Origin of the sequence: Streptomyces sp. NPDC020898 (assembly GCF_044333925.1) — a bacterium.
Taxonomy (GTDB): Bacteria; Actinomycetota; Actinomycetes; order Streptomycetales; family Streptomycetaceae; genus Streptomyces.
Window position 1 is genome coordinate 258,779 of the sequence record NZ_JBIRRV010000003.1, and the last position, 14,238, is coordinate 273,016.

Genomic DNA, 14,238 nt, shown 5'->3' on the forward strand with positions numbered 1-14,238 from the left:
CACAGACAGGAGAACCTCCATGCGGTTGACCGTCATCGGTACGGGATACCTAGGAGCCGTGCACGCCGCTTGCATGGCGGACATCGGACACGACGTACTTGGTGTCGACACCGACACCAGGAAGATCGACGCGCTCGCGGCAGGCCGGGCGCCCTTCTTCGAACCCGGCCTGCCGGAGATCCTCACCAGGAACACCCGCGCCGGGCGGCTGCGTTTCACCACCTCCCTCCAGGAGGCGGCCGACTTCGCCGACCTGCACTTCGTGTGCGTCGGCACACCGCAGCGCCCCGACTCCCTCGCCGCCGACCTGCGCCACGTCGAGGCGGTCGTCGACGGACTGGCACCGCTCCTGACCCGCGACAGCCTCCTCGTCGGCAAGTCGACCGTTCCGGTGGGCACCACCCGCTCGCTGAGCCGCAGACTGACCGCGCAGCTGCGCCCCGGCGTCGCCGCCGAGGTCGCCTGGAACCCGGAGTTCCTGCGCGAGGGACTCGCCGTCCAGGACACCCTGCGCCCCGACCGGCTCGTCGTGGGCGCCACCTCCGCCCACGCCGACGGGGTGCTGCGGACCGTCTACGACTCGATGCTGCGAGCCGGTGTCTCTTACGTCAGCACCGACCCGGCCACCGCGGAACTGGTGAAGGTCGCCGCCAACTCCTTCCTGGCGACGAAGATCTCGTTCATCAACGCCATGTCGGAGGTCTGTGACGCCTCCGGCGCCGACGTGGTGACCCTTGCCGACGCCCTCGGCCACGACGTGCGCATCGGGCGGCGGTTCCTCTCCGCCGGTCTCGGCTTCGGCGGCGGCTGCCTGCCCAAGGACATCCGTGCCTTCCTCGCCCGGGCCGAGGAACTGGAGGTGGGGGAGGCGGTGTCCTTCCTGCGCCAGGTCGACCAGATCAACCACCGGCAGCGTCGGCGCACGGTCGACCTCGCGCGTCACCTGCTGGGCGGCACGTTCGCAGGCCGACGGGTCGCGGTGCTGGGCGCCACCTTCAAACCCGACAGCGACGATGTGCGCGACTCGCCGGCCCTGGCCGTCGCCGCGGAGATCGTCGCCGAGGGCGCCGACGTCTCCGTGCATGACCCGGAAGGCCTCGACAACGCGCGAGTAGCGCTGCCCGGGCCGGCGTACTGCCCGGATGTCCTGGAGGCGTGCAGGGACGCGGACGTGGTGCTGCACCTGACCGAGTGGCGCCAGTACCGCGCGATCGACCCGGTGAAGCTGTCGGCGGTGGTCCGGGCACCGCGCATGCTCGACGCCCGCAACGCCCTGGACCCGGCGGTCTGGCGGGCGGCGGGCTGGCACGTGCGCGCCCTGGGACGCCCGGTGCCGGTGCCGCCGCCCGGCACCGGCGACGCCCTGCGGGTGACGATCCCTCAGGCCGCCGGACCGAACTGCACAGCCCCGACGCCGGGGGACCCGCTCAGCGGCATTCCGAAGTAGTCCACCGGCCCCGGGTCGAGGCCCAGGGCCCGCAGGTCCACCGCGGCACCGGTCAGCGCGGGGGCGCACTGGGAAGCCAGTGCACCGCGCGTCGGACCGGTGCCGTTCAGGTTTGGGCCGGCCGTGGACAGCGGGACCGGGGCGAGACACGGGTCGCGGTCGGTGCCGAGGGGCTGCGAGCCCAGCGTCTCCTGCCCCGTCACCCGGCGCCAGGCGTCCAGACCGGTGTACCAGAGCTCCCCCCACTGCAGATTCAAGCCCTGCGGACTGTGATAGGCGTTGCCCTGCAACAACACGTCCGACAAGGCGAACGCGCTGGGGGACGCCACCACGGGCGGACCGTCCGTGACGAACACGTTGTTGCGCACGGTGACGGCGCCAAGGTTGGACATGAGCCGCAGGGCAGGTGCGCGGACGGGGCCGTTCGCCCTGGTCAGCACCGTGTTCTGGTAGATCGCGAGGTTGGTCACCCGTGACCCGAACGCGACGATGCCGCCGTATTCCTGGAGCTTGCGGCTGTCGTCGTGGCTGATGTTGTACCGGACTGTGTTGTTTCTGTGAGCGGTGTTCGGGACGGCCGAGTAGATCAGGAAGCCTGCCCCGTCGTTGCCGTAGGCCAGGTTGTACTGCATCACCGAGTGGGACACGTTGTTGTCCAGGCCGAACCCGCCGCCGTCCACCTCGGAACCGGTGTGATTGTCGTAGGAGACGTTCCTCTGGAACATCATGTGCGTCGAGTCGTACGTCCAGATGCCCTCGGGGCCCTCCGCGGCGTCAGGCGAGGAGAGCTTCCCATTGCCGTGGGCGACGGACCGTTCCACCAGGCCGTGCCGGACGCTGCCCAGGACGATGCCGCTACCGGTGTTGCGGCCGGACGCCCGGGGGTCCCCGACGTTCTTGTACGCCGTCACCTTCGACACGGTCACGCCTTCGTGAGCCCAGGCGGGCGCGTCCTCGTCGAAGGCGGGGCCGTCCGCCACGAGCCCCGCGTCCTGGTTGCCGTGCAGCGCGCAGTCGCGGATCACCACGTCCCGGAAGCCGGACGCCTCGGGGCCGCCGTGCAGCCGGATGCCGTTCCGGAAGCCGTTCACCTCGACACCCGAGACCCGGACGTACGGCAGTTTCCGGCTGCCGGGCAGATCGCTGGTGAACGCGATGCCCTCCTGCGACCGGTGGGCCGCTGCGTCGCCGGTGATGATCAGATCGCGGATGTCGATGCCGCTCGTATTGTGCACCTCGATGCCGCGCGTGCCGTGTGCCGTGATCATCGCGCGACCCGTGCCGTAGGACTCGATGACGACGGGCTTGCCGGCGTTCCCGGCGTCTCCCTGACCGATGCTCAGGGTGCCTCGGAACCTGGCACCGCCCTTCAGCCGCAGCCGGTCGCCCGGCTTGAACCGCATCCTGTCGGCATGCCGGAGGGTGCGCCAGGCGGTCTGCGGGGTCCGGCCGGCGCGGCTGTCGTCACCCTGGGGACTGAGATAGAACGTCCGTCCGCCCTGAGCGTTCTCCCGCGGGGGGACATAGGGGGCGGGCATGCTGGTGCAGCCGGCCAACAGCACAGCCGTAGCGCACAGGCCGGCCGCCGCGCGTCGCCGTGGCGGACCGGCGACCGTCTTGACCCTGCTCCTGTCGCCTTGCCGCATCAAGTCGGTGGTTTTGGCGTGTTCGATCCGCTGGCGCAACGTCGCTCCCGTCTGCTCGATGGTCGAACGGGCCCCGACCCATGGAGACCGGGGGTCCTCACCCTGACGTGCGAGCCCGCGATCGGCGGATCAGCACGCGGAGTTCGGCCCAAGACATGCCTGATTGGACGGCACGGCGGACGCGGGGCCGGGTGACCTGGCGAAGCCCGGCAGGACAGGTGCGGCATGATGATGAGCCATGGCCGCGCAGTTCCAACCAATCCTCGACCGCATCGCCTCGGAGATCGACAGTGCCCCGGGTCGCGGACGCCCCGCCGACTACATCCCGGCGCTCGCCGCTCGCGACCCGCGCAGCTTCGGCATGGCCGTCGCCGAACTGGACGGCACGGTCTACGGGGTGGGGGACTGGCGGCAACCGTTCTCCGCGCAGTCCGTCACCAAGGTCTTCACCCTCGCCCTCGACCTGGCCCGCGAGGGCGACGAACTCTGGGAGCACGTCGGCCGCGAGCCCTCCGGAAACCCCTTCAACTCCCTGATCCAGCTGGAGTACGAGAACGGCATCCCGCGCAACCCGTTCATCAACGCGGGCGCGCTCGTCGTCACCGACCGCCTGCACACCCGTACCGGAGACGCGGCCGGCACGCTCCTCGACTTCCTGCGCGCGGAGTCCGGCAACCCCGCCGTCACCTTCGACAAGGAGGTGGCCGCCTCCGAGGCCGGACGCGGCCACCGCAACGCCGCCCTCGCCCACTTCATGGCCTCCTACGGCAACATCGACAACCCGGTCCCGGACCTGCTGGAGCAGTACTTCCGCCAGTGCTCCGTCGAGGCGTCCTGCGCCGACCTGGCCCTCGCCACCGGCTTCCTGGCCCGCCACGGCGTACGGGCCGACGGCACCCGCCTCCTGACCCGCAGCCAGGCCAAACAGATCAACGCCATCATGCTGACCTGCGGCACCTACGACGCGGCGGGCGACTTCGCCTACCGCGTGGGCCTCCCCGGCAAGAGCGGAGTCGGCGGCGGCATCATCGCGGTCGTCCCCGGCCGCTGCACCCTGTGCGTCTGGAGCCCGGGGCTCGACGAGAGGGGCAACTCGGTGGCGGGCGTGGCGGCTCTGGACCGTTTTACGACACTGACGGGAGTTTCGGTCTTCTGACGGGGAGGCGGAGGGCTTTCCAGAGGGGTGATCTGTCGCTTTCCAGAAGCGCGAGCGGCCACTTCCAAGAGACGGCCAGGTGCCGTTTTTAGGGGCGCGGGGCTGTGTCGATCTGCGGCTCCGCCGCGGGGCGCGACAAGCCCCCACCGGGCCCGCACCCGACGAACCACCCACCACGCTCACCCACCAGTAACTCCCAGCCCCCCGCCCGGAGAGCCCCCCGTAGCCCCCCGTCCACCCACCCTTGGCACGCTGCCCAAGTGCAGGCGCCCCCGACAACCCTTCCCCGCTGCCAGGCCGTAGGCCTGATCGGCACCTCATGCCTCGCGCTGGGAGGCGAGAGCGCCGGCGCCCTCCCCGTACGGGAACTCATCGCACCCTCCTCCGGCCGCGCCGCACTCGGCCTGGTCGGCGTCTACTTCGGCGTCGTCCTGCTGATAGCCGCCTGGGCCCTGCTGGGCAAACTGGTCCGGGGCCCGGAGCCACCCTCCGTACGGTCCTTGATGCTCGTCCTCGCCATCTGGGCAACCCCGCTCCTCGTCGCCCCGCCCCTCTTCAGCAGGGACGTCTACAGCTATCTCGCCCAGGGCGCGATGGTCGACGCGCACATGGACGTGTACACGCACGGCCCCGCCCTGCTCGGCGGCCCGCTCGCCGCCGAGGTCGCCCCGGTGTGGCAGCAGACCGGCGCCCCCTACGGTCCGGTGTTCCTCGCCGTGGCGTCCGGGCTGTCCGGGCTGACCCGTGGCGAGATCCCCGCCGGACTGTTCGGCATGCGCCTCGTCGCGCTGCTCGGCGTGGCGCTGATGGCGGCGGCCCTGCCCCGCCTCGCCCGGCACAGCGGCGCCGACCCGGCCGCCGCGCTCTGGCTCGGCGCCCTCAACCCGCTGGTCCTGCTGCACCTGGTGGCCGGCGCCCACAACGACGCGATCATGCTCGGGCTGCTCGGCGTCGGCCTGGTGGCGGCGCTGGGCCGGTGGCCGGTCCTGGGCGCCGTACTCGTCACGCTCGCCGCCCTCGTCAAGGCACCCGCACTCCTCGGCCTCGCCGCCGTGGTGGCCCTCCAGATCCGCGCCGGCCGCAGTCCGGTGCGGGCGGTGCTGACCACGGCGGTCGCAGCAGCCGTCACCACCGTCGGCGTCACCGCGCTGGCCGGCACCGGATACGGCTGGATAGGCGCCCTCAAAACCCCGGTGTCACCCCAGAACTGGGCCCTCACCAGCCTCCTCGGACGCGCGAGCGCCGCCGCGCTCACGGAGGTCGGCAGCGATCTGGCGCCGCTCGCCGTCCCGGCCTGGCATCTGCTCGGCCTCGCGGTCACCGTCCTCGCCATCGCCTTCATCTGGTTGCGCCGCCCACGCCTCAGCCCGGTCTACGCCCTCGGCCTCAGTCTGGCCGTCGTGGTCGTCCTGGGCCCGGCGATCCGGCCCTGGTACGCCCTGTGGGCCCTGTTCCTCATCGCCGCGGCGGCGCCCAGCACCCCGGTACGGCGCCGTCTCGCGGCCGTCACGGGAGTCGTCGCGCTCCTCGCCCTGCCGAGCGGGGCGCCCGCCGGGACCGAAGAACTGATCCTGGCCGTCTCCGGCGGCGCCCTGGCCGTGGTCGTCCTCTGGCAGGCCCACCAGACGGCCCAGGCACCCCTGCGGGAGGACACGGCATGAGACGCATGCGACCGCCCCGCACCGACCCAGGACGACTGCTCCTCGTACTCGCCCTCGCCGCCGCTGTGACCCTCTTCACCGCCACCGTGCCGCTGCTGCGCGACTGGTTCGACCTGCGCGTCTACTACGGAACCGTCGACACCTGGGTCCACCACGGCGGCCGGATCTACGACTACCGGGTGCCCGGCACGACGTACGGCTTCACCTATCCGCCGTTCGCAGCCGTCAGCATGCTGCCGATGGCGCATCTCGGGCTGCGCGCCGCCATCGCCGCCACGCTGCTGCTCAACCTGGCGGCGCTGGTCGCGGTGATGTGGATGACCGCAGGGCCGCTGCTGCGCCGGTACGGCTGGTACGGGTGTGCCCTGGCCGCGTGCGCGCTGGCGCTGTTCGAACCGGTCCGCGACACCATCAGCTTCGGCCAGGTGAACCTCGTACTGCTGGCCCTCGTCCTCACCGACGCCTGGCTGCTGACGACCGGGCGGACGCGCTGGGTGGGCATCGGGATCGGACTCGCCGCCGCCATCAAGCTGACGCCCGCCCTCTTCATCGGGCTGTTGCTGCTCGCCGGGCGGCGGCGGGCCGCCGGGGTCGCGACGGCCGTCGCCGCCGGGGCGACCGCGCTCGCGGCGTGGGTCGCGCCGGACGCCTCGCGCTTCTACTGGAGCGAGGCGCTGTGGGACACCCAGCGCATCGGCAAACTCGCGTACGTCTCGAACCAGTCGCTCCAGGGAGTGCTGGCGCGGCTGGCCGCACCGGGCGAACCGAGCCGCGCCGTGTGGCTGGTCGTGGTCCTGGTCGTCCTCGCCGTCTGGGCGTGGCGGGCTCGCCGGGCCGTCGCGGTGGGGGACTGGCAGGCCGCGTTCGCCCTCACCGGGCTGACCGCCTGCCTGGTCAGCCCGATCACCTGGGTGCACCATCTCGTCTGGCTGCTGCCGTCGTTCGCCGTCCTGCTGCGCACCGGGCACGCGCGCGTGGCGGCCGCTCTGTACGCGGTGCTGTGTACGAGCGTGGTGTGGCTGTGGTTCGACGACGCGTCCGGTGTCGACGGCTTCGTCGGCGGCAGCGCGTATGTCTGGGTCACCCTCGGGCTGCTGCTCCGGCTGCCGGTGACCGGAGCGGATCAGACCCGCCGTACGCTCCTGCCGCGCAGCGCCAGCGCGACCGCCCCGGCGCCCAGTACGGCGGCGCCGACGATCGTCCAGGTCTCCGGCCAGCCGGGCCCGCGGTCGGGCGTCACGGTGGCCGCGACCGGCACCGGAGCTTCCGGACCCGCCGCCTGTGGCACGGGCCGTGAGGCGTCCAGCGAGCCGACGGGATCGACGCGTCCGGCGGCCCCGAATCCCCAGTCGAGCAGTGAGCGCGCCTCCTCGTAGACCGCGAATCCGCCGCCCTCCTGAGGGTTCATCACCGTGACGACCAGGGTGCGCCCGTCCCGCCGCGCGGCGGCGACCAGCGTGTTGCCCGCCTTGCTGGTGTAGCCGTTCTTGACCCCGAGCACACCCCGGTAGCGCTCGACGCCGTTGGCGCCGGTCAGCAGCCGGTTGGTGTTCTGGATGTCGTACGACCAGCCGCCCCCGCCGGGGAACTTCGCCCGGACCGTGCCGCAGTACGCGGCGAACTCGGCGTTGCCCAGCCCCGCCCGCCCGAACACCGCGAGGTCGTACGCCGACGACACCTGCCCTTTCGCGTCGTAGCCGTCGGGCGACCGGACGTGGGTGTCGCGGGCGCCCAGGGAGCGGGCCTTGGCCTGCATCCGGGCGGCGGTGTCGCGCCAGCCCCCGCTCATGGCGGCCAGGACGTGCACGGCGTCGTTGCCGGAGTTGAGGAACACCCCCCGCCACAGGTCGGAGACACGGTACGTCCGCCCCGCCGCGACCCCGACCAGGCTGCTGCCGTCCCCGATGCCCGCCAACTCGGCCTCGGTGACCTTGTGCCGCAGGCCCGCGGGCAGCGAGGGCAGCACCGTCAGGGCGAAGAGTGTCTTGAGCGTGCTGGCCGGAGGCAGCCTGCGGTGCGCGCTGTGCGCGGCGAGGACGTCACCGGTGCGGGCGTCGGCCACCAGCCACGACAGTGCGGACACGTCCCGGGGGACCCGGGGCGCGCCGGGGCGGAGCCTGGCCTGGGTGCCCGAGCGATACAGCAGCTGTGCGTCCGCCGCAGCCGTCGGCGCGGTCGGGTCCGCGTCGGCGCGGGCGGACGCGGGGACGGGCGCGAACGCCAGCATGCCCGTCACGCACAGGACACAGCCGGAGACGGCGATGCGGGAAGAGAATCCGATGGTCATACCGCAAACGTAGGAACGGACACGCCGTCCGCAGCGGTGCCGGGCCGAGGACGGGGATCGAACACCCGGATGCCACACGCGGGAGCCTGTGGGCGCACACAGGCGCGATCAGCCGGTGGGCAGCGTCGGATGGATCCGGCGCAGGAACGTCGCGTTGTCCGGTGTGGCACGCAGCCGCTCCAGGAGGGTCTCCAGGCTCGCCTGGCCGTCCCGTGTCTGCAGGGCCCGCCGCAGCCCGTGTACGGTCGTCAACTCGGCCGGGGGCAGCAGGAGTTCCTCACGGCGGGTGCCGGACGGGTTGATGTCGACGGCCGGGAACACGCGCCGGGAGGCCAGCTCACGGCTCAGCCGCAGCTCCATGTTGCCCGTGCCCTTGAGTTCCTCGAAGAAGAAGTCGTCGGCGCGGGAACCGGTCTCGACCAGGGCCGTGGCGAGGATCGTGAGCGAGCCGCCTTCCTCAGCGAGGCGTGCGGCGCCGAACAGCCGCTTCGGCCCGAGCAGCGCGGCGGCGTCGACGCCACCGCTGAGGGTGCGGCCACCGGAGGCCGCCGCGTTGTTGTGGGCCCGGCACAGCCGGGTGAGGGAGTCCAGCAGGATGACGACGTCCTCGCCCGCCTCGACGAGCCGTTTGGCCCGCTCGACGACGAGTTCGGCGAGCGCGATGTGCTGCTTGGGCGTCTTGTCGAACGTCGAGGCGTACACCTCGCCCCGCACGGAGCGCCGCATGTCGGTCACCTCCTCGGGCCGCTCGTCGAGCAGCACCACCATCAGGTGGCACTCGGGGTGGTTGCCGGCGACCGCTGCCGCGACCTGCTGGAGCAGTACGGTCTTGCCGGTCTTGGGCGGGGCCACGATCAGCCCGCGCTGCCCCTTGCCGACGGGGGCGATCAGGTCGGCGACGCGTCCGGTGAGGCCGGCCGCCGGGTGTTCGAAACGGAGCCGCTCGCGCGGGTGCAGCGGGGTGAGGTCGTGGAAGTGGCGACGGCCGCGCAGCTCTTCGGGCGTACGGCCGTTGACCAGCCCGACCTCGGTCAGGGCGCGTTGGGCACCGCGTGCGCCGGCGACGAGGTCGCCCTTGCGCAGGCCGTATCGGCGGATCAGCGCCGAGGGGACCTGGGGGTCGGTGGGCGTGGGCTGCAAGCTGTCGGCGGCCCGCAGGTACCCCTTCCCGTTGCTGTCGATGTCGAGGACACCGGTCGCGATCCGGGCCGGGGGCTGCTGTTCTGTACGGGGGTGTTCGAGTGTGGTGGTGGTCATGGGACGGGGTCCTTTCACGGACGGAAGTTCATGGGGGTTGCGCAAGGAAGGGGAGAAGCCGCGAGATACCGAGCGCGTCGAGCGCGCTGAGGGCGGCGGGGAACAGCAACACCTCGGGTACGGAGAAACCGCACCGCTGGTGAGGTGGTACCGGAGAGCTGACGTGCCGATCGGAAACCGACGGGCGGATCAGCGAGTTGAGGAGAAACTGGCACCGGCGCCCGGAACAGGGCGTACACAAGTGCTTCTGGCACTGTACCACTCAATGCGAGGGTACGGTTGTGAGATGGGACTCAGCTGTCGGCGACGGAGGCAGAGGCGGCCCCGGCCTGCGGGTTCTGTGCGTACTGCGCCTCCCGTGCGATCCGCTCGAACTGGGCGCCCATGGCCGCCGCCAGTTCCTGCGCGGCCGACAGCGGGCGGACCATGACCGTCAACTCGTCGATCAGGCCGTCCTCGTCGAGGTGCAGGAAGTCGCAGCGAGGGGGTGATCGCGGTTGTCGGGTGCGCCGATCTCGTGCTCGTACCGGAAGTCCTCGAAGACCCGGGACACACCACGCAGGATCGCCGCCGTGATCGCCTTGCCGGGGTACGGCCGGAACACCACCGGACTGGTGAACACGACGTTCTCGGCCAACAGCCCCTCGACGGCGTCGAGATCACCGGACCCAATGGCGGCCCGCGGACTCCCCCTAAGCTGAGCCGATGTTCAGCCCCGAAGGTCCCACCCTCCGTGAACTCGCCGTGCAGGCGCTGTCGTCCGTCGAACGAGGCTACGACCTGCTCGCGCCGAAGTTCGACCACACCCCGTTCCGTACGCCGGACACGATCCTCGATGCGGTGGCGTCGGCGCTCGGCGGTCTCGGGCCCTTCGACGACGGCCTCGACCTGTGCTGCGGTACCGGCGCCGGTCTCGAAGTGCTGGAGCAGGTGTGCCGGGGGAGCGTCACCGGCCTCGACATCAGCGCGGGCATGCTGGAAGTGGCCCAGAAGCGCGCGGAGTCGGCCGAGCGGACCGGCGGACCGCGCGTCACCCTGGTACGCGGCGACGCCCGCGCCCTGCCCTTCGCTCCCACCCCCGCCTTCGATCTCGTCGTGAGCTTCGGGGCCTTCGGGCACTTCCTGCCGGGTGAGTTGGCGGGGCTGTTCGCCCAGGTCCGCAACGTACTGCGACCGGGCGGGCGTTTCGCCTTTCCCGTGGTGGCTCCGGCCCGTCCGGGGTCCCGCGCCTACTGGGCGCTGCTCGGGTTCGACGCGGTGATGAGGGTGCGCAACGCCGTGTGGAAGCCGCCGTTCGTCATGTACTACCGGGCCTTCCGACTGGCCGACGTGCGACGGGAGTTGACGCGCGCGGGCTTCGACGTGGAGACCCGCGCCCTGCCCGAGTTCGGGCGACGGCCGGACGGCAGTCCGCGCTGCAGGCTGGTGGTGGCGACGTGTACGTCCTGAATGGGGCTTGATTCTCAGACCCGCACGGCTAGGTTGAGTCTGGTTTTCACACCGTGCGCAGTGCCCGGCCTGTGCTCCCGACCGTGCGAGGAACCGACATGACGGTTTCACCACCTTCCGAAACCGAGGCCGAAGCTGAGACCGGGGCCGAAGCCGGGACTCGGGCTTGGATCGACCCCTTGTGGTGGTCCTGGGGCGGAGCCCACGGCGGGCATGCCGCCGCGGTGGCGCTCTCCGCCGTGCGCGACCGGTTTCCGGGCGGAGCCCACCCCGTCCGGTCGCTGACCACGTACTTCCTGGGCCCGGTCGGCACCGGCCCGCTGCACCTCTTGGGCGCGGCCCCGTCGAACGGCCGCCGCGCCGCGACCTGTGTCTTCACCGCTGACCAGGACGGGAAACCGGTCCTGGCCGGCTCGGCGCTGTTCGGCCCCGGCCGCCCCGGACCGGCGTACGACGGCACGCGGGCCCCCGCCGTACCCGGCCCCGAAGACTGCCCGGTCCGCGAGTTCGTCGCGGGGCAACCGCCCTTCATCCGGCAGCTGGAGATGCGCCCCGCCACCGAGGCCCGCTCGCTCGGCGGCGGGGAGAAGGCCGAACTCGTCTCCTGGGTACGGTTTCTGGACGGGCGTGCCCTGGACGCCGGCGCGGTGGTGACCCTCACTGACGTCCTGCCGCCCGGCCTGTTCGCCTGCTGGCGCACCCCGCGTCCTGTGCCGAGCGCGGAGCTGACCGTCCACTTCACCGACGCGCTCGACGCCGACGGACCGGACGGCGACGCCCGGGAGGGCTGGGCCCTGGTCCGTATCCGCACCGAACAGGCGGGCGGCGGCTGGGCGGTGGACGACAGTGCGGTCTGGTCGGCCGACGGCCGTCTGCTGGCCGTCGGCCGACAGGCCCGCGTGGTCCAGGAACCGTCCCGGGCATCCGTCGGGTGAGCCGTTTCGGCTCCGTCAGCTCTGGACGAACTCCAGCAGATCGGCGTTGAACGCCTTCTCGAAGTCGCCCACCAGGCCGTGCGGGGCACCCGGATAGACCTTCAGCGTCGCGTCCTTGACCAGCTGCGCCGTCTTCTCCGCCGACGCGGCGATCGGCACGATCTGGTCGTCGGCGCCGTGCGCGATCAGCGTCGGTACGTCGATGCGGCCCAGGTCCTCGGTGAAGTCGGACTCCGAGAACTGCTTGACGCAGTCGTAGGCCGCCTTGAGCCCGACCTGCATGCTCCACAGCCAGAACGCGCGGCGCATACCCTCGGACGGGGTCGCGCCCGGCCGGTTGAAGCCGAAGAAGGCCTCACTCAGGTCCCAGTAGAACTGCGAGCGGTCCGCCTCGACGCCCGCCCGGATGCCGTCGAAGGCCTCGATGGGTGTGCCCTCGGGGTTGGCGTCCGTCTTCAGCATCAGCGGCGGTACCGCGCCCAGCAGGACGACCTTGGCGACCCGGGCGGTCCCGTGCCGGCCGATGTAGCGGGTCACCTCGCCGCCGCCGGTCGAGTGTCCGACCAGGACCACGTCGTTGAGGTCGAGCGACTCGATCAGCTCGGCGAGGTCGTCCGCGTACTGGTCCATGTGGTTGCCCTGCCAGGGCTGCGCGGAGCGGCCGTGCCCTCGCCGGTCGTGCGCGACCGCCCGGAAGCCGTGCTCGGCGACCATCCGCGCCTGCCCGTCCCACGCGTCCGCGTTGAGCGGCCAGCCGTGGCTGAACACCACCGGCTGCCCCGTGCCCCAGTCCTTGAAGAAGATCTCGGTACCGTCGGAGGTGGTGAACGTGCTCATGCACTGGTCCCTTTCAGGAGGTCGGACGAAGTCGTGGTGCGGCCTCGGACGAAGCGGCGGACCGGCCCCGTCCGGCGAAGATCTGTACCGGCAGTCCGCCGAACGGGTGACCGACGATCGCCGGCTCACGCGTCTGCGAGCCGATCAGTCCTTCCGGACGGTCGGTGATCTGCCCGCCCGTCCTGCCGGCGAAGGCGCGATCGGCGGCGTTCTCCCGCTCGATCCGCTGTGTGCCGTTCGAGGTCATGCCACGACGCTATGCGGCCACGGCGTCCGGTGAATCTGTCATCTGACTGCACCTGCCGCTCACCCTGTACGACTCACCAGTCATTCACGGTCCTTACGTGGGTCAGAGTGCGCTGTACAGGGCGTCGATCAGCGCCATCTTCCGAGGGTCGTCGGCGATATGGGGACCCATGCGATTCATGACGTACCCCAGCGACACGCCCGCCTCCGGGTCGGCCAGCCCGCAGGAACCGCCGAAGCCGTCATGGCCGTACGCCCTCGGGTTCGGCCCGTACGAGCCGCTCGGGCCGCTCAGCCACAGCCCGAGCGCGATCTCCGTGTCGTGGCCGAGACCTGCGCCGAGCACCAGGTCGCGGCAGCTGCCCTGCCCCTCGCGAACCCGCTCGGCCGCCTCGGGGGAGAGGACGCGCTGTCCGCCGTACGAGCCCTGTCCGGCGAAGACGCCGTAGAGCGCGGCGACCGCGCGCGCCGTGCCGTGGCCGTTGGCGGCCGGTAGCTCGGCGGCCCGCCAGTCGGGACTGTTCGCCTCGGCTGCGCCCATCGGGGGATTGGCCAGGGCGGCGATCGCGGCGGGCGCCAACTGGGCGAAGATCGCGGCCTGTTCACTGGCCGAGGCAGCCGGTGGCTGTACCAGTTCGGCGGCCCGGTCCGCCTCCTTCTCCGGCAGCCCGATGGTGAAGTCGACGCCCAGCGGTCCGGTCACCTCCCGCTCCAGGAAGGCGCCGGGCAGCAGCCCCGACACCCGCCGGACCACCTCACCGACCAGGAAGCCGTACGTGAACGCGTGATAGCCGGACCGTGTCCCCGGCTCCCACCAGGGCTCCGTCGCCGCCAGCCGGCGGGTCGTCAACTCCCAGTCGCAGAACTCGGCGACCGAGTGCGGCGCGCGGAGGCCGGCCAGGCCCGCGCGGTGCGACAGCAGATGTCGTACGAGCACGCCCTCCTTGCCGGCCGCCGCGAACTCGGGCCAGTACGCGGCCACCGGAGCGTCGAGGTCGAGGAGTCCCCGGTCGGCCAGGATGTGCGCGCACAGCGCCACCGGCCCCTTCGTCGTCGACCACACGTTGACGAGCGTGTCGCGCTCCCACGCGCGCGTGCGCCCCGCGTCGGCCCAGCCGCCCCACAGGTCGACCACCGTCTCGCCGCCGACCGTGACGGTCACCGCGGCGCCCAGCTCCGCGCGGTCGCGGAAGTTCTCCTCGAACGCCGTGCGCACCGCCGAGAAGCGCGCCTCGCAGTCGCCGTGAACAGCAGGAACGTGCTCGGACATGAGGCCTCCGTCGTCCGCCGGAACACCGGGTCACGGCGCTGTGACCC

At 71.9% G+C, this 14,238-nt stretch carries 11 protein-coding genes and 2 pseudogenes; 6 read left to right on the forward strand and 7 right to left on the reverse strand.

Features of this window, described 5'->3' with window-relative positions; genetic code table 11:
• The first annotated feature begins 19 nt into the window (after positions 1 to 19).
• Positions 20 to 1,447, forward strand: coding sequence for a UDP-glucose dehydrogenase family protein (locus ACH4TV_RS12250; protein WP_398397004.1), 1,428 nt, complete (start codon positions 20 to 22; stop codon positions 1,445 to 1,447).
• Here the strand turns inward: ACH4TV_RS12250 and ACH4TV_RS12255 are convergent.
• Entirely contained in the window at positions 1,381 to 3,093 is a 1,713-nt protein-coding gene (locus tag ACH4TV_RS12255) for a right-handed parallel beta-helix repeat-containing protein (RefSeq protein WP_398397006.1), read from the reverse strand. The genes ACH4TV_RS12250 and ACH4TV_RS12255 overlap by 67 nt on opposite strands.
• Positions 3,094 to 3,331: 238 nt before the next feature.
• Between ACH4TV_RS12255 and ACH4TV_RS12260 the strand changes: the two genes are divergently transcribed.
• The 3 genes from ACH4TV_RS12260 (at position 3,332) to ACH4TV_RS12270 (ending at position 7,286) form a co-directional block, all read left to right on the forward strand.
• Complete coding sequence (locus ACH4TV_RS12260) at positions 3,332 to 4,249, forward strand: glutaminase (protein ID WP_398397008.1); 918 nt, start codon at positions 3,332 to 3,334, stop codon at positions 4,247 to 4,249.
• A gap of 260 nt (positions 4,250 to 4,509) precedes the next feature.
• Positions 4,510 to 5,910: a polyprenol phosphomannose-dependent alpha 1,6 mannosyltransferase MptB gene (mptB, locus tag ACH4TV_RS12265; protein WP_398397010.1), complete on the forward strand. Its 1,401-nt coding sequence runs from the start codon at positions 4,510 to 4,512 to the stop codon at positions 5,908 to 5,910.
• Positions 5,911 to 5,915: 5 nt separating this feature from the next.
• Complete coding sequence (locus ACH4TV_RS12270; protein ID WP_398397769.1) at positions 5,916 to 7,286, forward strand: glycosyltransferase 87 family protein; 1,371 nt, start codon at positions 5,916 to 5,918, stop codon at positions 7,284 to 7,286.
• A gap of 83 nt (positions 7,287 to 7,369) precedes the next feature.
• Here ACH4TV_RS12270 and ACH4TV_RS12275 read toward each other — a convergent pair.
• From ACH4TV_RS12275 to ACH4TV_RS12285, 3 genes and pseudogenes are all read right to left on the reverse strand, one after another.
• Positions 7,370 to 8,197 (reverse strand): annotated as a pseudogene (locus tag ACH4TV_RS12275) (D-alanyl-D-alanine carboxypeptidase family protein); the annotation flags it as partial.
• A 108-nt stretch (positions 8,198 to 8,305) separates the two neighbouring features.
• Positions 8,306 to 9,454: a transcription termination factor Rho gene (gene rho / locus ACH4TV_RS12280; RefSeq protein WP_398397012.1), complete on the reverse strand. Its 1,149-nt coding sequence runs from the start codon at positions 9,452 to 9,454 to the stop codon at positions 8,306 to 8,308.
• A 293-nt stretch (positions 9,455 to 9,747) separates the two neighbouring features.
• Positions 9,748 to 10,127: pseudogene (locus ACH4TV_RS12285) on the reverse strand (nuclear transport factor 2 family protein).
• Positions 10,128 to 10,159: 32 nt separating this feature from the next.
• Between ACH4TV_RS12285 and ACH4TV_RS12290 the strand changes: the two are divergent.
• Positions 10,160 to 10,903: a class I SAM-dependent methyltransferase gene (locus ACH4TV_RS12290; protein WP_398397014.1), complete on the forward strand. Its 744-nt coding sequence runs from the start codon at positions 10,160 to 10,162 to the stop codon at positions 10,901 to 10,903.
• A gap of 98 nt (positions 10,904 to 11,001) precedes the next feature.
• Complete coding sequence (locus ACH4TV_RS12295; RefSeq protein WP_398397016.1) at positions 11,002 to 11,838, forward strand: thioesterase family protein; 837 nt, start codon at positions 11,002 to 11,004, stop codon at positions 11,836 to 11,838.
• Positions 11,839 to 11,853: 15 nt separating this feature from the next.
• On the opposite strand, the gene ACH4TV_RS12300 is transcribed toward ACH4TV_RS12295, so the two are convergent.
• The 3 genes from ACH4TV_RS12300 to ACH4TV_RS12310 form a co-directional block, all read right to left on the reverse strand.
• Positions 11,854 to 12,675 carry an alpha/beta fold hydrolase gene (locus ACH4TV_RS12300; protein ID WP_398397018.1) on the reverse strand — a complete coding sequence of 274 codons (822 nt, stop codon included), beginning with the start codon at positions 12,673 to 12,675 and terminating at the stop codon, positions 11,854 to 11,856.
• Positions 12,676 to 12,688: 13 nt separating this feature from the next.
• A complete protein-coding gene (locus ACH4TV_RS12305; RefSeq protein ID WP_398397020.1) occupies positions 12,689 to 12,922 on the reverse strand; it encodes a hypothetical protein in 234 nt (77 codons plus the stop codon).
• Positions 12,923 to 13,024: 102 nt separating this feature from the next.
• Positions 13,025 to 14,191 (reverse strand): serine hydrolase domain-containing protein, encoded by a 1,167-nt coding sequence (locus tag ACH4TV_RS12310; RefSeq protein WP_398397022.1) that lies wholly within the window; start codon positions 14,189 to 14,191, stop codon positions 13,025 to 13,027.
• Positions 14,192 to 14,238: the final 47 nt, after the last annotated feature.